Here is a 17,996-nt window from a genome sequence, read left to right on the forward strand (position 1 = left end):
GTGTTGCAGTTAGTTTATTTAATTAAAAAACTTAAAAAAGTTTCTGACACTCATTCTACTACTAACATTTTTATAATGGAATCATTTTGCTCAAAAAATATAATTAAATTTTTTCCATGATATCAAGGTTTCTAAGTATATAACATATAAGATTAGTATGTCATTTTTGTTATCCAATTCTCTCCAGCCGCAAAAGCTAACCTATAAATTTTAGCTAAATTCGCACCTTTTTTTAACTAAAAAAAGAGGAGTATCAATTACTCCTCTTTTCTTCCCGGCACAAATCATCTACATATTCAGTTAGGAGTTCTGCGGCATATTCACCGGAAAAATGCTCAGGATCAATGAAACGGTGGAAAGCCAGTCCATCAATTAACGCATATAACTTTTCCGTTTCCTTTTGCAGATCTCTCCCCTCTCTCATATATCCACTTTCTGAAAGGAATACCAACACACGCAGCACAGTTTCCCGGATACCATCTGTCTGACGGAAAGCATCCCCTTGCTTGTATTTGAAATGCAGCGTGAACATAAACCATACTTGCATTTCGGCCATTGTTTCCTTATCAATAGGGATAAGCTCCAACAATACCTTTGTCACAAGCTGTTTTGGCTGCAATACTTGTTGAATCACTTGCATGATCCGAGCTTCACAACGGGATTTCACAAGCTCCATCGCATATTGAAGCAGTTCTTCCTGTGTCGTGAAATAATGACGCAAAGCACCTAGTGACAGATTTGCTTCTTTGGCAATGTTCCGGACAGAGGCTGCCTCCATCCCGCCATCCATGATGACCTTCCAAGTTGCTTTGGCTATATCTTGCTTTCTTGCTTCATGATCTATTTTTTTTGGCATAGCTTAACTTTAGCAAAAATCATATATGAAATCAATTTATTTAATACACTTGTATCACAAAGATTCCCGTGTTAGCATAATAATACAACTGTATTATAAAAAGGAGATGGAAAATGAACAGTATTATTGTTTTAATCATTCTGTGCGAAGTCGGTTTTTGGGTTTTTATTGCTGCTGGACTAATTGCCCGCTATGTGTTCAAGCTTCCAAAATTCGGTATGATCCTGCTCGGCGCGACCCCTCTGATTGACTTGATATTGTTACTAGCTACAGGCTTTGATCTTGCACGCGGTGCAACAGCAACTGTTGCCCATGCCATTGCTGCCATCTATATCGGCGTCAGCTTGGCATATGGAAAATCGATGATACACTGGGCCGATCAGCGCTTTGCCTATTACATTACAAAACAAGGTGAGAAACCGAAAAAACTTTACGGCAAAGAACATGCTAAGAAAGAAGTGAAGGGTTGGCTGCAGCACTTGCTTGCATATATCATCGGCGCTGGTCTCCTGCTTGCTGTGATTTATTGGATCAACGACGCGGAGCGAACAGAGGCACTCAGGGGTGTCCTCAGAATCTGGTCGATTATTCTTGGTATAGATTTTCTCATCAGCTTCAGCTATACCCTGTTTCCGAAAAAAGAGAAGCATGCCAGCTCTTGAAGCAGCATGCTCCTCTCTTTTAGAAGTCTTCTTTCTTTGATCTTTCATTCGCTCTATTCATGATGAAATAACAAATAACAAGCAAAAGAATCGCACCACAGAAAAACAATGTATTAAGCGCACTGTCATGGTAGACGACGATCAAACGAATCAATGCTGTGATACCGATATAAAGGAAATACCGGATTGGGAAATGATAATCCTCTTGAAAATACTTTACAATCATGGCAATAAACTCAAAATAAAGGAAAAACACGAGAATCTTATTTAAGAATTCCAGTCGGGAAGTATTGCCTTCATTGAATAAGGAATTGGTGATAATATCAATCAATTCCTTCACTAGCAATATGGAAATGGCGATAGCCAAAAGAATCAAGGCTACATTCAATACGTACTGCAGGACGGTTGCAATCGTTGCCTTCGTCCGTTTTTTCTTTGTATGTGTTTCTATCCGCATAACTTCACCTCTAAAATTCCTATTTCTCTATCTTTTTACTAGATAAGCTGCATCAATTTCCTTCGTGCATGATATACCTGACAGAGCATAGGTCAATTGAAGCTCCGTACGCATATCCTCGATTACACGGCTCACCCCAGCTTGTCCACCTGCAGCGAGTCCGTATACATAAGGGCGGCCGATCAGGACGCTATCCGCTCCCAAGGCAATTGCCTTAAATACATCTGATCCGCTCCGCACACCGCCATCCATCAATATCGGCACTGCTCCATTTACTATTTCCGCGATTGCAGGCAGTGCCCGTAAAGAAGCAATGGCACTATCAAGCTGCCTTCCCCCATGGTTGGACACAACGATAGCATCCATTCCTAATTCAATTGCCTGCTTGGCATCTGCTGGGTGCAAGATGCCTTTCACCACAATCGGCAAGTTTGTCTGTTCCCGCAAGAATAGTAAATCATCCCATGTAAGATTCGGGTGATGGATATTCTCCAGTATAGCCTCTCTTATATGTTCCTCTGTAAGCTGTGGCACCAATTCCTGAAAAACAGGATCATTTATGTAATTTGCTGTTCCTTTTAACAGCTTCAACGGCGAATAGCCATTCCGGTAATCTCGTTTTCGCCACCCAAGCAGACCTGTATCGACCGTCACTACAATTGCCTTATAGCCCGCTATTTCAGCCCGTTTTGCCATACTGGCAGTTAAAGCACGATTCCTAGACCAATACAATTGGAACCATTTCACTGCTTTCGGTGCTGCCGCTGCAATCTCTTCCAAGGAAGCCGATGTAACCGTACTTGCAACAAACGGAATACCGGCAGCTGCTGCAGCTTTCACACTGCCAAGCTCCTTCTCCGGATGGAAGATCCCTTGGAAACCTACCGGCGCCAGCATCACAGGCATACTTTGCGCCTGCCCGAACAGCTGGATGGAAGTATCTACATTGGAGACATCCCGCAGTACTCGCGGCAGGATGTCGTACTCGCTGAATGCTTCTCTATTCTGCCCGAGCGTCTCTTCATCTCCGGCCCCGCTTTGCAAAAATCCAAAAGGACCAGCCGGTAGAATTTCCCGAGCCCGCTCTTCCCACTCCGCTGCAAATAACGGATAATCACTTATCTTTTCTCCAATTCTTGTAAAAACATTCCCCATTGACTTAACCCCCATTCCTTTCTTTGTAATATTAATAGAATAATTCGAACACGTTAGGAATTCCACTCTTTTCGTGTTAAGATAATCATTGAAAAATAAGCAACGGAGGCGGCAACCATGGCTAATTATCAAGATCTTTCGAATGAAGCGTTACAACAGAAATACAATACGCTGCAGGATGCATATGAGGCAATCGCCAGTCAGCAGCTGCATCTGGATATGTCGCGCGGGAAACCATGCACTGAGCAGCTTGATCTCTCCCAGCCGATGCTCGATATCATTACGTCTAGCAGCACTGTTAAAACGGAAAATGGAACAGATGCACGGAATTACGGTGTATTGGACGGTATTCCAGAAGCAAAGGCATTTTTTGCTTCCATCCTAGATGTTGAACCGAAGCAAGTAATTGTAGGAGGAAACAGCAGTCTGACATTGATGCATGATTCCATCGTTCAATTTTTGCTGCATGGTGTATCAGAAGAAGCGACACCATGGATCAAGCAGGATAACGTGAAATTTCTCTGCCCTAGCCCTGGCTATGACCGTCATTTCACAATATGCGAAGCATTGGGAATCGAGATGATCCCTGTTGCTATGACACCAGAAGGTCCTGACATGGATGAAGTAGAAAAGCTCGTCGCAGCTGATCCGCAAATCAAAGGAATCTGGTGTGTACCTAAATACAGCAATCCGGATGGTTTTACATACACCGATGCTGTGGTTGATCGTCTTGCTGGAATGAAAACAGCTGCAGATGATTTCCGGATTTTCTGGGACAATGCTTATATCGTCCATCATCTTACAGAAGAACCAGATGAACTTAAAAATATCATGACGGCAGTTGCGGTTGCGGGGAATCCGGACCGTGTCATGGAATTCACTTCTACTTCTAAAGTAACTTTCCCAGGATCTGGTGTTGCTGCTCTGGCTTCCAGCGAAAAGAATATTACTTTCTATAAAAAGCATCTATCCGTTCAATCCATTGGGTCGGATAAGCTGAATCAAATGCGCCACGTAGCATTTTTAAAAGATAAAGACACCCTTGCTGCCCATATGAGAAAGCATGCCGCAATCATTGCGCCAAAATTCAAGACCGTCCTGACAATCCTGGAGGAGAAACTGGGTGGTAAAGGAATCGCCGATTGGACGAATCCGAACGGCGGCTACTTCATCAGCTTGAACACGATGGAAGGCTGCGCGAAGGATGTCGTGGAGCTTGCCAAAAAAGCTGGTGTAACCTTGACTGGTGCTGGTGCAACCTACCCTTACGGTAAAGATCCATATGACCGGAACATCCGTATTGCACCAACACTACCACCAACTGAAGAACTGAAAAAAGCCATCGATGTACTATGCTTGTGCGTCGAGATGGTAAGCATCAATCGTTTATTACAGAAATAAAGTAAGGCCGCCTTTAAGGCGGCCTATTTATATGGAATAAAGATAATAATCCTGCTGGCTTTCTTTCTTGAATCCGGTCGACGTATATAAAGACAGCGCCTTTTCATTCTCTGGCTGGACATCCAGATAAACCGTTTGTCCCCGCTGTGCCTCCATCCGCACAGCTTCCTGCAAAGCCCTTCTCCCATATCCCTTTCCTTGGAATTCGGGAAGGATTGCAAAACCATATATCTCACTTCGTTCTTTCTCACGATGAATACGAATCTTCCCGACTATCTTATCTTCTGCCTCAATCATGAAAAACTCCTGTTGAAATCCATCCCTCTCCAATCTATCATTGTAAACTTTCGCTTCATCCGGCTTAAACTCAAAACAGACGATATCCAATTTCATCTTCATTTCGATATCTTCTTCACGTGAAGGTCGCAAACGAATGGATTCATCCAATTCCGGAAGTATGTTCCCCTCCCATTTCATCATGTACTCTGATTCTTCATATGTACAAGCTATTGAGCCCAACCATTGTTTTCCTGATTGACTATCCGCCGGAACGTTTAATAAGATTTTCCGAGCTTTTTCCAGGGCAGGCTGGCAGTTATGAAATAGTCTGCTGAAGATGCCTTTCCGTCGGTAATCTGGATGCACCATACCGCATACTTCCATTTTGCTTCCGAAACTATATAAGCCAAGAAAACCGACAAGGCGGCCCGAATCATATGACAAGAAATCAGTCTGATCCTCATCACTTCTATTCTCGAGCATATCCCAATTCAGCTTCAGATCTATACTGTCATATTGCTCCACAGTTTGCTGAAGTTTTTTTATTTCTTTTAATTGTTCTATTGTAAGCAAACATATCCCCCCAATCTCTGTTTACTCACTTATCATACCTTAATTTTCCACATAAAAAAATCCTGCCGTTTATACGGCAGGATTTTGATTAATTTGCTTGATGATCCACTTTCACTCGTCGAATGAAGAAACTGATGATCACACCAATAATAGCAACAATGATACCAAAGATAAATGAACCTTGGACACCTTCTGTGAATGCTTGAATCATTGTTGCTGGATCTTGCGGATTGGCCGCATCTTCCATGAAGCTCTTCTGTCCAGCAGTCATAATAGAGATTGCTACAGCAGTACCAATTGCACCAGCAACCTGCTGTAATGTGTTCATGATAGCTGTTCCATCTGGGTACAGACTAGGAGGCAGCTGGTTCAAGCCATTTGTCTGTGCCGGCATCATAATCATGGAGATACCAATCATCAAAGCGATATGCAATCCAATGATGAAGCCAGTGGACGTGTCCAGGGAAATGGTAGAGAACCCGAACATAACCAAAGTGACAATGATAAGACCAGGAGTTACAAGGAATCTCGGTCCGAATTTATCAAATAGCCCTCCCATGACTGGAGAAAGCAAACCATTGATAACACCGCCAGGAAGCATTGTAAGACCGGCAACAAGCGGAGTAAGCGCTAGGGATGTTTGCAGGTACAATGGCAGCAAGATCATAGAGGAAAGCATAACCATCATGCTCACTAAGATCAGCACCAAGCCTAAAACGAACATCGGGTACTTGAATGCGTTCAAGTTCATCATCGGCTGTTCCATCTTAACCTGACGAACAGAAAATAAAATAAGGCTCAAAACGCCGACTGCAATGGTAATGATAACGATTGGATCGCCCCAACCGCCGCCTTCACCAGCATGGCTGAATCCGTAAACCACACCACCAAAACCGATAGTCGATAAGACAATAGATAGAATATCGATTTTAGGCTTTGTCAATTGTGTAACATTTTGCATGAAGAATGAACCGAATACAAGTGCCACTACTAGTAATGGCAAGGAGAACCAGAAAATCCAATGCCAAGTAAGTTTATCGATGATCAGACCTGAGACCGTCGGACCTACTGCAGGTGCGAACATAATAACTAGACCGATTAATCCCATCGCTTTACCGCGTCGATGCGGCGGGATGATGTTAAGAATCGTATTGAACATTAACGGAAGCAATAGAGCAGTACCTATTGCCTGCACAACACGCGCAATTAACAGCACGCTGAATGACGGTGCAACAGCAGCTATGATAGTACCGATGATTGAGAACACCAAAGATGTCAAAAATAGCTGACGTGTCGTGAACCACTGCATGATTAAACCGGACACCGGCACAAGCACACCAAGTGTCAAAAGGTAACCTGTAGTCAGCCATTGAGCTGAGGAGGCTGAAATACCAAATCCATTAATGATATTCTGCAGCGCAATATTCAGCGCTGTCTCACTGAAAAGACCAACAAAACCAGCAATCAAAAATGAGATGATGATTGGCATAGCTTTGATATTACTGTTGTTCACAGCTGATGTAGCTGTATTATTACTGTCCATTTGCAAAGCTTTCTCCTCCAATATGGAATTATTGTTTAAGTAATGACGGAAGCTGTCTTGCCACACTATACAGCGGGCTTCCCGATGCACTTGTCAGAGCCAGGGTCACTGCCCCTTCTATCAAGGCATTTATCGTAACGGCCAGATCCTTCGCCATTTCCTTTTCATAGCCAAAAGCAATCAATCGATTTGCGTATAATGCCTGCCAGTCCGCATAGGCATGCTGGCAGCTGTTTCGCAGCACTTCATGAGTTGACGCAGTTTCCGACGCAATCAGTCCGATTTGCACACCTTCCATTTGATGTTTTTTTTCAAAATCTTGTGCAATTTTACGGATGTGATATTGAAAAGCCTCTGCTGCAGTGTCCTTCTCGTTTAAATCCTGTGCTGCTCCTTCTAATACGTGCTTCTTCATGAGCGTAATTGCTTCTACTGCAATCTCTTCTTTCCCATTCGGGAAATGATAGTACAGCGAACCTTTAGGAGCACCGCTTTCCTCTATAATCTGATTCAAGCCTGTGCCATGATAGCCTTGTCGCTGGAACAGCTCTGAAGCGGTACGTAAGATGAGTTCTTTTGTGCTTTCCTTCTTTTTCACTGTCCCATACAACCTTGCACTCCTTAAATTATAACGATTGGTCTAGATAATAATAATTTTTTTCGTTTAACCTGTCAAGAATGTGATCTGCAATTTAGTTTGTAAAGTTATTGTAAATTTCAAAGTCCTGTAGAAAAGGTAATGTTATAGTACAAATGAATTTTATAGCACGTTTCAAGCTGTTTCAACGATTAATATATGGAAAGGAGCTCCAAATATGACGCATGACCAAAAAAAGTTATCATCTCTTCTTGAAATCTTTATTATTTCTTTTCGTTTAGGCTGTACATCGTTCGGTGGCCCGATTGCCCATCTCGGTTATTTTCAGGAGACGTATGTACGGAATAAACGCTGGATCGATGAACACACTTATGCCAATTTGGTTGCACTGAGCCAGTTCCTTCCCGGACCTGCCAGCAGTCAAGTCGGTATTGGCATCGGAATTATAAGAGGCGGTATTGTAGGAGGAATTATCTCGTTTATCGGGTTTACGTTGCCTTCAGTTCTGATACTCATTCTATTCGCTCTATTTCTTGGACAAACGAATCTTTCGAATGCAGGCTGGATTCAGGGCCTGAAGCTCGTCGCCGTTGCAGTCGTTGCTCATGCCATACTTGGAATGAGCAAGAAGCTCACAGCGACCCCCCTCACAAAGGGAATTGCCTTAGGCACCCTAGTTCTTACACTTTTATGGCCTCATCAATTGTCACAGCTGCTTGCACTATTGCTTGCAGCTGGTGTTGGATACCTCCTGCTTCATCTGAAACTGAACGAAGAGGAATCAGGTCATTTACATATTTCTATCAGTAAGAAGACCGGTGTCATCTGTCTTAGTCTTTTTTTACTTTTATTAGCTGGTCTGCCAGTGCTGCGAGCTATAACAGATGCTCCGCTTCTTGCTATGGCTGACAGCTTCTATCGTGCAGGTTCCCTCGTATTTGGAGGCGGTCATGTTGTTCTTCCGCTTTTGGAGCAGGAATTCGTCCCAACCGGCTGGATCAGCCAGCAAGACTTTCTTGCAGGGTATGGAGCTGCTCAAGCAGTCCCCGGCCCTCTCTTTACATTTGCGGCTTATCTTGGAACTGTGCTTTATGGGTGGCAAGGTGGATTGCTAGCTACCGCAGCTATTTTCCTGCCAGCTTTTCTGCTCTTAATCGGAGCCCTGCCATTCTGGTCGGGTCTGCAGAAAAACAGCAGCTTCCGCAAAGCCTTTGCCGGTATCAATGCCGCAGTTGTAGGAATTTTGATCAGTGCATTCTTTATTCCTATCTGGTCATCGACGATCCATTCATCCATCGATATTGCATTTGCCGCTATTTTCTTCAGTCTTCTGGCTTTCTGGAAAGTTCCAGCTTGGGTTATCGTATTATTCGGCGCCGCGTGCGGTATTGTTTTATAGTATTATCAAATTCGCCAAAATCGATCAGTTTATACTGTTGGTCGTCAGTCCAGGCCCTAATTGTGCATAAAAAGAAGCCTGGTATCCGAAAGGATATCAGGCTTCTCCTCGCACTGGTGCATTTTTGCTGATTAAGATTAATACTACCGTCAGCGACAGCATGATCAGGCAGCCGATTTGCACCGCTGCAGCTACATCCGTCAGCTGATTGATAACGGCCAAAACTGCTGTCATCACGATAATCAGGATGGATTCTATTGATTGATACATACTCATCATCCGGCCCATTTTCTCAATTGGAATATGCTCCTGCATATAAGTCATATACCCAGCATTCGCAAAAGCCAGTGCACCAGATAATAGGAATACACCCACACTTGCAGGGAGAAAGCTTTGAGAATAAGCAAACAATATATACCCTAAGGCCCCTCCAGCTCCTCCATAAGAAAGCAGTTGAATGGAACGGAAATGGCGACTTATGATAGTCAACAATACAGAACCCGAAATAAAACCGATTCCAGCAATACTTACAAGCAGTCCATAAGCAGATTCTGATAATCCGATTGCTTCTGCAGTAAACGCAACTTCCATAGAATCGACAGCTGCAGTCATGACAGTGATGCAGCTGAACAACAGCAGCAACAGGGTCAGCATGACGAATTTTTTACTGAATGCTGTAACAAGACGCCAATCCTTTCTCCAAACTTTTAGCCAACCCTTCTCCGTCCTTTCTTCCAAGCTAACTTTTACAGATGGCAAAGCTATGCATATACTAACTGCTGCCAACAATAATAGGATATTAGCGCCTAATGCCACCTCAACAGATCCTGCGCCAACTAAAATCCCTGCAGCTGCCGGCCCTAATACAAAGCCGCTGCCATCTGCAATAGCACGATAGGAATTGAATTTCTGCCAGTGCCGCTTATGGATTAACCCAGTGATATACGGCAAACTTGCAGGTTCAAAGATGGCCCCTGCAGCTGCTACGAAGAAAACAAGCACATAAATTTGCCATAGGGAAGTGGCGATGATCATCCCGGCTATACCGAAAATCCTTATAGCGTACAAAAGAATCATCAGCTTCCGATTATCCAGCCGATCTATGATACTGCCCGCCCAGCTGTTCATCAGCAATCCAGCTGCTGGCTTGATCATATAGAGGATTGCAACTGCTGCTGCAGCCTGATCTGCTTGCTCGTATACCATTAAATTCAAAGCAATCAAATAAAGCCAATCACCGCAGGATGCACATGTAATTGCTGTAAGCATTGCGATAGCGCGTAAACGGTAGTTCTTCATCTTCATTCCCCTCTCTCTGTTTGAAGTGAAGCCAATAAAAAAATCCCACCCCCAAGATTGTCATCTTAGGGGCGAGATACCGTCGCGGTGCCACCCTAGTTTCCCCGGCAGGTCACCCAGCCAGGCTCAGAAAGTACACGCATTGCTGCGTAGACCCTTGTGCGTTAACGGGCACTTCCCGGACTGCCATCATCTTCATCCGGCAGACAGCTCCGCGGTTTGTTCCAGCTGAACTCCTTCACCCTTTTCAGCATTACAGGGATTCTCTGTAAAAGGAGCGTCCATGCTGTACTATTCCGCATCATCACTTGTAAATTTTTTCTATAATATCATGTGAGGAGCTACTGTACAACACGTTGTGAGAACTTTTCGTAAGTTTCATCGCTTGCCAGGATATACAGCCTGTCTTCAGATTGAAGGGAGGTTTCTCTTTTACTTAGGTAGTTCATATCCTGATTGATACATAGCAGGACCATCCCTTCTCTCGTCAGCGCTTCCTGCGCATCTTGATATGTTTTCCAAACAGAGGCAGGGTGTATCTCAAAAATATTCGTCCCGTACTGTTTGCTCAATAGCTGACGGAAGAGATTTGATGTTCCCGGCGCCATCACAGCCTTGGCCATCAAAAGGGAAACGGAGTCATTGGATAGAATAAAATCGTCAATGGATATATGCTCAAACTTAGGAATATGTGTTTCATTATTGATTTCTACAACAGTATGTATATTCGTATTTTCTTTTTTGGAAAGCCCTTCGACCGCTGAAGCTATCAGAAGTGTTTTAGCATCTGCTAATAGTGTAGATTCCAGTTCAGGATCTGAGAACACAGCAACGCGTGCAGCTTCCAGGAGATTTGCTTGTATCAAAGTCGTTTCATCAGATGGATCTCCTTGTACAAAAGCAACTTGTTCATGATCGAATGGATGCTCTTTCCTATCATCAACAACAACAATAAAGGCATTTTCTTCACTTGCCAGCACTTCCTCAATTGATCTCTTCACCTTTTTTGACCAACCGATATAAATATAATGCCCTTTCCTTTTGATCATCAATTTCCCCTCCCTTTGCATGCGATTATAAGCTGAGGCACCGTCTACAATCTTTCCGATCAATACACCAATTACGCCGATTCCGAATAAGAACAAAAAGATTCCAAGCAGTCTTCCGGGTACCGTCTCTGGATAAAAATCTCCATATCCGACTGTGGTTACAGTTGTCATCGTCCACCAGAATCCATCGAACAAAGATGGGAAATTATCTTTCTCGATTACATGAATACCGACGGTTCCTATCAGCACGACAAGGACAGACGCCAAAGCTATTGCCAGAAAATTGAACCCAGTGATGCTCTTCCATAAACGAATGAAAATTAGCATAGTCTCTCCTCCTAGACTTCCATTATAACTGGAAAAATAAGAAAAATGACTGATATCTTACATTTCGCAACATACAAAAAAGCACCTCCGATGGGGAGGTGCTTTCGATATGTTTATGTTTAGTAAGCTAGGCTGAATAGTCCTTTTACGTGAGTCAAGTAGCGGATGTTACTTGCTTCTTTCATCATTGTAGCAGGAAGACCTTTCAATGGTGTTTGGTTCGCACCGATGAATGCTACAGCATCCCTGCGGCCAAGGCTCGCAAGTGTACCGGAGTTGATCGGGCTGAAGTTTTCCATTGTTTTGCCTTCAAGGTAAGCGAATAGGTTATATCCTACTAGCTCGCCCATTTGCCAAGCGATCTGTGCTGTTGGAGGCCAAGGGCGACCGTCTTCACCGAAGTATACAGCACTGTCACCGACAACGAATACATCTTGGTGGCTCTTAGACTGAAGGAAGTTGTTCACAGTCGCACGGCCGCGATCTGTTTCCAATCCAGATTCAGCTACCATTGGAAGCGCTTGTACGCCGCCTGTCCATACAAATGTATTTGTTTCGATTTTCTGACCATCTTTCAATTCCACGACATTGCCTACTACGTTCGTTACAGGCAAGCCAAGCAAGAATTCTACGCCGCGTTTTTCCAAGCTGGACTGCGCACGATCGATTAGATGCTGTGGAAGCATCGGAAGGATCTTCGGACCGGCTTCAACAAGCTGAAGCTTGATTTCTTTTGGATCCACACCGTGAGGCAAGCAGTAAGAAGCTAGCTTGTCCGCGATTTCGCCGACTAGCTCAACACCAGTCAGACCGCCGCCACCGATAAGGATAGTCGCGTCTGCAGGATTTTTAGATGCTGCATATGCTTTAATTTTATCTTGGATTTGGTTATACACTTTGTTTGCATCATCTGCTGATTTCAAAACAAGGCTGTTTTCTTCCAATCCAGGGATACCGAAGTAAGCAGTCTTACTTCCAAGACCTACTACCAAAGCATCGTAAGAAAGTGTATTTCCGCCAGCAAGAACTACTTCCTTCTTGTCGACATTGAAGCTTTCCACTGTTGCTACTTTGAAGTCTACATCCAAACCTTTCAAAAGCTTCTCAACTGGCATTGCCACTGCTTGCTCGGAGATGCTGCCCGCTGCAAGACGGTGAAGCTCAGTGATGATTTGGTGTGTAGGTGTTTTATTGATAAGCGTTACATTTGCTTGCGCTTTGCTGTAATACTTACGTACGGTTTGAGCGGCTAAGACTCCGCCGTAACCGGCGCCTAAAATAACGATATTCTTTGCCATACTTAATCCTCCGTCCTTACCTTATAAGCTCTTATTTTTGTTTTTGTCTTTCTTTTTCGTTCGCTACTTCAAGATAGCTCTGAACAAAACGGAACATCTTTTGTGCTTGTGGATCCTTCATCAGACGAAGCAGACCAAAAAGGCCGATTGTTTCGTTGCTTGTTTCTGCACGGTCTTTAGCTTCAATCGCAGTTTGGGCAACTGTTTTCACAGAATCTGTCACTGGATGAAGCACTTCTGTAATTGCATTAACTGTATCGGATTTCAACACATCATCTGTTGCTACAGCTTGTGCGAAGTCGTAAGAAGCAGTCAAAGCGTTCACAAGTTCATTGATTTTTGGAAGCTGTTCAATCAAAGAAGTCAATGATTCTTGCACTTCAGGTTTTAGCAATTGCGCAGCTAGGTCCTGTTGGCTCTGGCTAACACTTTCGTTTGTTTCTGACATAACGTATTCTCCTTTGCTATGGTAATGCATTATATTTATACGTAAACATTATACTTTGTTGTGAATTTGTTCACAACTGTACGTTCACAAATTGCTCAAAATATCCACCTACAACTTTACTCCTACTTGGAGATCTTGTCAAAAGTTATTTCACACACGTTAATGATTTTTTTCATTTCCTATTATATAATCGAAAAAAAGACATAATAAAAGCCCTTACACTCTTTTGCTTACGTAGCTTTCCCCTATTCCAGAAAAATATTAAAATTATTATGCATTCTTCCCGAAGCTCATGCTCTCATACCGGCCTCGAATGATACTATACACCCCGAACAGAATGAACCCAACTGATACAATTGCAAGGAGCCAGCGTCCGTATGGCTGCTGTGAAACTTCTGCCAGCGCTCCATCCAGTCCTTTCGCTTCATCTGGATCAGACTGAATAGCTGTAAGGACGAAGAAGAATCCAACTACGCCGAAAACAATGCCTCTGCTTACCAAACCGATGCGGCCTGCTTGGCGGGCAGCACGTTTTTGGTGCTTATTCATTTCAGCTGTCTTGAATCGATTCATAAAGCTTCCAGACACGCCACTGAAAAATTCATAGACGCCGTATCCGATGATAATAAGTCCGACTGCTGCAACCAGCCACTGTCCGAAGGGATATGAAAGTAGCTTTGCTGTCAGGGATTGCTCGCTCCCTCCGCCGCTTCCTTGATTCGTGGCAGCAAAACGGAGCGCATTAAATGCAATACTCGCATATATGACCGTACTGACGCCATAGCCTATGCGAATAATGATACCTTTTGTACGGTTTCCGTTTCCTTCTTTATTCGGATCCTTGATGGCTAGTATCGCATCCCAGCATACATACCCGATTAATCCTATTCCGATCAGCCATAACAAAACATTTCCAAAGGGCATACCCGCCAGTTTTTGCAGCATACCACCTGTGTCAGTCGTATCTCCTCCCACGTGAAGCGCAGCTAAGAGTGCAAGAACACCGATGAGGGCATAGACTATCCCCTGAGACATATAACCGATTCGTCCAAACCTCCGAATCCATGGCTTTGTTTCTTCCTTTGTATCCTTTGCCTTTTGTTTAGCTTCTGTTTTATCGGCCATAGTCGTCTTCCTCTCCTGTTTTAAAAGCTATACCCATGCCGTGCAGAAGAGAAACCGGTAAAAATAGGTTAGGCAAGCTACCCTTGCACAGGTGCCTACATACGATGAAGAAGAAGCAAGAAGGGAGAATGATGATGTATTACGAAAATGATGACAAACAAGAGCAGCAACGACAAATACAATTTCCAGGCGGACCTGGTTTTGGCGGTCCCGGCGGCCCTGGCTCAGGCGGATCTGGATTCGGTGGTCCTGGGTTCGGCGGCGGGCAAGGCGGATTTCCATTCGCCCCCCCTCCGGGAGCTGGCGGTCAAGGCGGAGGACAGCAGGGGCAGTTTGGACCTCCTGGACCTCCTCCATCTCAAATTCCGCAGCTGCAGCCAGTAGGCGGAAGTGGTGGTCCTTCTGCCTTTGCTATAGATCCGGGCGGAATCCGTTTCTGTCTCTTCCGTTACACGTATATGCAGCTTGAGAACGGCCAGCGCTTCTGGTACTACCCAGTATTTGTCGGCCGTACTTCGATTGCCGGCTTCCGCTGGCGTCCGCAGCAGTTCCGTTGGCAGTTCTTTGGCATTGACCTCAGACGAGTTGCAGCATTTAGTTGCTTTTAAGCAAAAAAACAGGCCTTCCTGCGGGAAGGCCTGTTCTTATTTATTGAGTACACCCATAAGCTCAGGCAGCCATAGACTCAGTGCCGGAATATAGGCTACTGCAAGGAAAGCAACGAACACAGGAATGTAGAACAGCAGTAATGGTTTTGTCATTTGTTCCACTGTAACATTGCCAACCTTGGATCCAATAAAGAGTACCGTTCCCACCGGTGGTGTAATCGTACCGATAGCAAGTCCCATCGACATAATTGTCCCAAAATGGACTGGATCCACACCGAATTCCAGAGCAACGGGCAGCAGGATTGGTGTAAAAATCAGCAATGCAGGAGCGATATCCATGAAAGTGCCGACAAGCAATAGAATCAGAACAATAATCAGCATCAGCACGGCTGCATTACCACTGAAATCAAGTATCCCAGATGAAAGCATCTGCGGCAGCTTGGAATATGACAGAATCCAAGACATAGCCCCTGATGCTCCAATTAACAGAAGGATGACGCCGGAGAACATGACTGTATCACGAAGAATCACCGGGATATCCTTCCATTTCAAGCTGCGATAGATCATGCTAAGCACCAGAGCGTACAGGATTGCTACAGCCGCTCCCTCTGTTGCCGTAAAGACCCCAAAAGAAATTCCTCCGATGACGACCACAATCAGCATCAAACTCGGAATAGCATCCAGGATAACTTTGGCAGCCTGAGAGAAGCGGATTGGTTCAGATACCGTATATCCCTGTCTTTTTGCAACTATGTAAGCCGTCACCATAATCAAGACAGACATCAAAATACCAGGCAAATAACCCGCAATGAACAATGCGCCAATCGACGTACCGCCACTTAGAACAGAGTATAAAATCGGCGTACCGCTTGGCGGAATGATCAAACCAGCCGGTGCGGAAGCTACGTTGACTGCTGCAGAATAAGATGGATCATAGCCTTCTTTCTTCTGCATAGGCGCCATGATTTTCCCCATCGTTGCAGCTGATGCAATAGCAGAACCAGATAAGGCTCCGAAAAGAGTGTTTCCGATGACGTTTGTGTGAGCCAAGGAACCTGGAAGGCGCCCCGCCAAAAGCTTGGCCAAATTGATCAAACGCAAAGCGATTCCGCCCGTATTCATGATACTTCCAGCCAATGTAAAGAAGACAAGGGATAACAGGACAAAGCTATCGATGCCAGCGACAAACTGCTGTGAAACGACCATTAAAATCTCATCAAATGGCAGCAGCATAGCTCCAGCTGCCAACGACGACAAGCCAATGCTGATTGCAATCGGAACACCGAAGAAAATCAAGAGAAAAAATAACCCGAATAAGACGATACCTGCAAGAACGACACTCGTCATGCTGCGTCCCTCCCTCTAGCGGCTTCCCTGCTTGCCATTAATCGATTCGTGACTATATAATAAACACTCAGCAAGCCAGACAGCGGCAGTGCGGCATATACGTAGCCCATCGGGAGCCCAAGGACTGGTGAAGTCTGTGTCATCGAGGCAAGCATCAGCTGTGTCCCCCCGATAATAAAGACAACTACCATAAACACCAGCACCGTCACTTCTATGATCAACTCGGCAGCTTTTTTGTCCTTTGCATGTTTCCATTTGGACATTAGGAACGTCAGCGCGATATGTTCTTTCACTCCAAAAGCATAACTGGCTCCAAGCAACCCGACCCAGATGAAGGAAAACCGAAGCACCTCTTCTGTGAACACGCTCGGATTTTGCAGGACAAATCGAGTGAATACCTGCCATATTGCACCTGCGACCAAGAAGACAGTCAGCGTACACGTCACGAGCAAAATACATCTATCAACCCAATTCCGAACTTTTTCCACCTCGTTCAGCTCCTTTTCGTTTACTGTAACGCCGCGATGTCATCCAGCACTTTCGCTATTTCCGGATCTTCCCGCCTTTCTTCGATCAGCGGCTGCACCAGTTCCTTGAATGGCTCCTGATCAAGCTCATTGAAGGTAACACCCATCTCATCCTCTGCTTTCTTGATGCTTTCTTCGATCAGCTGGTCCCAGCGCGCATTATGATTTTCCGAAGAGATCGCTGCTGATTCCTCGACAGCCTGCTGCTGCTCCGGGCTCAGACTTTTCCACGTCTTCTCACTCATAATGAGGAAATCAGGAATTCGCGTATGTTCGTCGTAAGAAAAGTATTTGGCTACCTCGCCATGGTTCGCATCCGTAAGGGCAATCGGACTGCTCTCCGCTCCGTCTATGACACCCTGCTGCAGCCCTGTATAGACTTCCGGCGCAGGAAGCGGTGTAGGGGACGCTCCCAGCAGCTCCATCGTCCGGATTGATGTTGTATTCGTCATCGTACGTATTTTCAGTCCATGCAGGTCTTCTGGCTTCTGAATCGGCGTGTCTGCTGTATAGAAACTCCTTGCCCCTGCATCGTAATAAGCGATACCATGCAGACCAATGGATTCCAGTTCTTCATAAAGGTCTTTTACAATATCGGATGCCATAACTCGTTTAAAATGCTCATCATCCTCAAATACATATGGCAAACTGAAGACGGAGAAATCGGAATAGAAGCTCTCCAGTACACCGCCATTTACTTTAGCCATGTCGACTACTCCATTCTGGACAAGCTCCAGCATTACCCTCTCGTCACCAAGACCGCCTTCGGTATAAATATCCGTTGTCAGCACACCGTCAGTGCGCTTCTCCAGCTCCCCGCTGAATTCCTCCAGACTCGCATAAACCGGACTATTCGGGTTATGGATGTGCCCCATCGTCAGCTTCCTCGTCTCCTGGCCCGCAGCATCTGTAGCAGGAGCGACAACCATCAGCACACCTATTCCAAGCAGCAAAACAGCAAGAATTAGCCACGTCGTTTTCGCTCGATTCATGTTTCACCCTCCACAAGGTATTATAAAGCGCTTACAAACATCAGCATTCGACT

Annotated in this window: 18 protein-coding genes; 4 read left to right on the forward strand and 14 right to left on the reverse strand. The window is 44.8% G+C overall.

Annotated features, from left to right (window positions below; all coding sequences use genetic code 11):
• Positions 1-253: 253 nt before the first annotated feature.
• A complete protein-coding gene (locus ACH6C1_RS14735; protein WP_374078298.1) occupies positions 254-856 on the reverse strand; it encodes a TetR/AcrR family transcriptional regulator in 603 nt (200 codons plus the stop codon).
• Between the two features lie 113 nt (positions 857-969).
• Here ACH6C1_RS14735 and ACH6C1_RS14740 point away from each other — a divergent pair, with 113 nt between their 5' ends.
• Positions 970-1,518, forward strand: coding sequence for a hypothetical protein (locus ACH6C1_RS14740; RefSeq protein WP_374078300.1), 549 nt, complete (start codon positions 970-972; stop codon positions 1,516-1,518).
• Between the two features lie 19 nt (positions 1,519-1,537).
• Here the strand turns inward: ACH6C1_RS14740 and psiE are convergent, their stop codons facing one another.
• On the reverse strand, positions 1,538-1,975 hold the full coding sequence (gene psiE / locus ACH6C1_RS14745) for a phosphate-starvation-inducible protein PsiE (protein WP_095224462.1): 438 nt from the start codon (positions 1,973-1,975) through the stop codon (positions 1,538-1,540).
• Positions 1,976-2,002: 27 nt separating this feature from the next.
• A complete protein-coding gene (locus ACH6C1_RS14750; protein WP_374078303.1) occupies positions 2,003-3,130 on the reverse strand; it encodes an alpha-hydroxy acid oxidase in 1,128 nt (375 codons plus the stop codon).
• A 117-nt stretch (positions 3,131-3,247) separates the two neighbouring features.
• Here ACH6C1_RS14750 and ACH6C1_RS14755 point away from each other — a divergent pair, with 117 nt between their 5' ends.
• Positions 3,248-4,531: an aspartate aminotransferase type Ic gene (locus ACH6C1_RS14755; RefSeq protein WP_374078306.1), complete on the forward strand. Its 1,284-nt coding sequence runs from the start codon at positions 3,248-3,250 to the stop codon at positions 4,529-4,531.
• 27 nt (positions 4,532-4,558) lie between these two features.
• On the opposite strand, the gene ACH6C1_RS14760 is transcribed toward ACH6C1_RS14755, so the two are convergent.
• The 3 genes from ACH6C1_RS14760 to ACH6C1_RS14770 all read right to left on the reverse strand — a co-directional run bounded on the left by ACH6C1_RS14760 (position 4,559) and on the right by ACH6C1_RS14770 (position 7,536).
• The gene (locus tag ACH6C1_RS14760; protein ID WP_374078309.1) at positions 4,559-5,383 is read right to left on the reverse strand and encodes a GNAT family N-acetyltransferase; all 825 of its coding nucleotides are present in this window, start codon (positions 5,381-5,383) and stop codon (positions 4,559-4,561) included.
• Positions 5,384-5,471: 88 nt separating this feature from the next.
• On the reverse strand, positions 5,472-6,926 hold the full coding sequence (locus tag ACH6C1_RS14765; RefSeq protein WP_374078312.1) for a DHA2 family efflux MFS transporter permease subunit: 1,455 nt from the start codon (positions 6,924-6,926) through the stop codon (positions 5,472-5,474).
• A gap of 28 nt (positions 6,927-6,954) precedes the next feature.
• Positions 6,955-7,536, reverse strand: a complete 582-nt coding sequence (locus ACH6C1_RS14770; protein ID WP_374078315.1) for a TetR/AcrR family transcriptional regulator — start codon at positions 7,534-7,536, stop codon at positions 6,955-6,957.
• A 205-nt stretch (positions 7,537-7,741) separates the two neighbouring features.
• Here ACH6C1_RS14770 and chrA point away from each other — a divergent pair, with 205 nt between their 5' ends.
• Positions 7,742-8,923: a chromate efflux transporter gene (gene chrA / locus ACH6C1_RS14775; protein ID WP_374078318.1), complete on the forward strand. Its 1,182-nt coding sequence runs from the start codon at positions 7,742-7,744 to the stop codon at positions 8,921-8,923.
• Positions 8,924-9,019: 96 nt separating this feature from the next.
• Here chrA and ACH6C1_RS14780 read toward each other — a convergent pair whose 3' ends face one another.
• The 5 genes from ACH6C1_RS14780 to ACH6C1_RS14800 all read right to left on the reverse strand — a co-directional run bounded on the left by ACH6C1_RS14780 (position 9,020) and on the right by ACH6C1_RS14800 (position 14,469).
• On the reverse strand, positions 9,020-10,222 hold the full coding sequence (locus ACH6C1_RS14780; RefSeq protein WP_374078320.1) for an MFS transporter: 1,203 nt from the start codon (positions 10,220-10,222) through the stop codon (positions 9,020-9,022).
• A 341-nt stretch (positions 10,223-10,563) separates the two neighbouring features.
• Positions 10,564-11,598 (reverse strand): potassium channel family protein, encoded by a 1,035-nt coding sequence (locus ACH6C1_RS14785; RefSeq protein WP_374078322.1) that lies wholly within the window; start codon positions 11,596-11,598, stop codon positions 10,564-10,566.
• 119 nt (positions 11,599-11,717) lie between these two features.
• A complete protein-coding gene (locus tag ACH6C1_RS14790) occupies positions 11,718-12,896 on the reverse strand; it encodes an NAD(P)/FAD-dependent oxidoreductase (protein WP_374078325.1) in 1,179 nt (392 codons plus the stop codon).
• Positions 12,897-12,927: 31 nt separating this feature from the next.
• The gene (locus tag ACH6C1_RS14795) at positions 12,928-13,344 is read right to left on the reverse strand and encodes a helical membrane plugin domain-containing protein (RefSeq protein WP_095224471.1); all 417 of its coding nucleotides are present in this window, start codon (positions 13,342-13,344) and stop codon (positions 12,928-12,930) included.
• A gap of 270 nt (positions 13,345-13,614) precedes the next feature.
• On the reverse strand, positions 13,615-14,469 hold the full coding sequence (locus ACH6C1_RS14800; RefSeq protein WP_374078327.1) for a DUF1206 domain-containing protein: 855 nt from the start codon (positions 14,467-14,469) through the stop codon (positions 13,615-13,617).
• Positions 14,470-14,600: 131 nt separating this feature from the next.
• Here ACH6C1_RS14800 and ACH6C1_RS14805 point away from each other — a divergent pair, with 131 nt between their 5' ends.
• The gene (locus ACH6C1_RS14805) at positions 14,601-15,077 is read left to right on the forward strand and encodes a transporter (RefSeq protein ID WP_374078608.1); all 477 of its coding nucleotides are present in this window, start codon (positions 14,601-14,603) and stop codon (positions 15,075-15,077) included.
• A gap of 36 nt (positions 15,078-15,113) precedes the next feature.
• On the opposite strand, the gene ACH6C1_RS14810 is transcribed toward ACH6C1_RS14805, so the two are convergent.
• Genes ACH6C1_RS14810 through ACH6C1_RS14820 form a run of 3 tightly spaced genes read right to left on the reverse strand, consistent with a single transcriptional unit; the run spans position 15,114 to position 17,943 of the window.
• On the reverse strand, positions 15,114-16,424 hold the full coding sequence (locus tag ACH6C1_RS14810; protein ID WP_366248556.1) for a TRAP transporter large permease: 1,311 nt from the start codon (positions 16,422-16,424) through the stop codon (positions 15,114-15,116).
• Positions 16,421-16,912: a TRAP transporter small permease gene (locus tag ACH6C1_RS14815; RefSeq protein WP_374078330.1), complete on the reverse strand. Its 492-nt coding sequence runs from the start codon at positions 16,910-16,912 to the stop codon at positions 16,421-16,423. Before ACH6C1_RS14815 ends, ACH6C1_RS14810 begins: the two co-directional genes overlap by 4 nt.
• Positions 16,913-16,932: 20 nt before the next feature.
• Positions 16,933-17,943 (reverse strand): TRAP transporter substrate-binding protein, encoded by a 1,011-nt coding sequence (locus ACH6C1_RS14820; protein ID WP_374078332.1) that lies wholly within the window; start codon positions 17,941-17,943, stop codon positions 16,933-16,935.
• Between the last annotated feature and the right edge of the window lie 53 nt (positions 17,944-17,996).

The sequence above is a fragment of the Terribacillus sp. JSM ZJ617 genome (genome assembly GCF_044383785.1).
Lineage (GTDB): Bacteria > Bacillota > Bacilli > Bacillales > Amphibacillaceae > Terribacillus.

What these genes read in the sequence shown, in the direction of transcription:
- ACH6C1_RS14740 (WP_374078300.1), top strand. Translation starts at nt 970, where the DNA reads ATGAACAGTATTATTGTTTTAATCATTCTGTGCGAAGTCGGTTTTTGG.
- ACH6C1_RS14795 (WP_095224471.1), bottom strand. Translation starts at nt 13,344, where the DNA reads ATGTCAGAAACAAACGAAAGTGTTAGCCAGAGCCAACAGGACCTAGCT.
- ACH6C1_RS14790 (WP_374078325.1), bottom strand. Translation starts at nt 12,896, where the DNA reads ATGGCAAAGAATATCGTTATTTTAGGCGCCGGTTACGGCGGAGTCTTA.
- ACH6C1_RS14765 (WP_374078312.1), bottom strand. Translation starts at nt 6,926, where the DNA reads ATGGACAGTAATAATACAGCTACATCAGCTGTGAACAACAGTAATATC.
- ACH6C1_RS14750 (WP_374078303.1), bottom strand. Translation starts at nt 3,130, where the DNA reads ATGGGGAATGTTTTTACAAGAATTGGAGAAAAGATAAGTGATTATCCG.
- ACH6C1_RS14780 (WP_374078320.1), bottom strand. Translation starts at nt 10,222, where the DNA reads ATGAAGAACTACCGTTTACGCGCTATCGCAATGCTTACAGCAATTACA.
- ACH6C1_RS14785 (WP_374078322.1), bottom strand. Translation starts at nt 11,598, where the DNA reads ATGCTAATTTTCATTCGTTTATGGAAGAGCATCACTGGGTTCAATTTT.
- chrA (WP_374078318.1), top strand. Translation starts at nt 7,742, where the DNA reads ATGACGCATGACCAAAAAAAGTTATCATCTCTTCTTGAAATCTTTATT.
- ACH6C1_RS14805 (WP_374078608.1), top strand. Translation starts at nt 14,601, where the DNA reads ATGATGTATTACGAAAATGATGACAAACAAGAGCAGCAACGACAAATA.
- ACH6C1_RS14755 (WP_374078306.1), top strand. Translation starts at nt 3,248, where the DNA reads ATGGCTAATTATCAAGATCTTTCGAATGAAGCGTTACAACAGAAATAC.
- ACH6C1_RS14820 (WP_374078332.1), bottom strand. Translation starts at nt 17,943, where the DNA reads ATGAATCGAGCGAAAACGACGTGGCTAATTCTTGCTGTTTTGCTGCTT.
- psiE (WP_095224462.1), bottom strand. Translation starts at nt 1,975, where the DNA reads ATGCGGATAGAAACACATACAAAGAAAAAACGGACGAAGGCAACGATT.
- ACH6C1_RS14735 (WP_374078298.1), bottom strand. Translation starts at nt 856, where the DNA reads ATGCCAAAAAAAATAGATCATGAAGCAAGAAAGCAAGATATAGCCAAA.
- ACH6C1_RS14810 (WP_366248556.1), bottom strand. Translation starts at nt 16,424, where the DNA reads ATGACGAGTGTCGTTCTTGCAGGTATCGTCTTATTCGGGTTATTTTTT.
- ACH6C1_RS14800 (WP_374078327.1), bottom strand. Translation starts at nt 14,469, where the DNA reads ATGGCCGATAAAACAGAAGCTAAACAAAAGGCAAAGGATACAAAGGAA.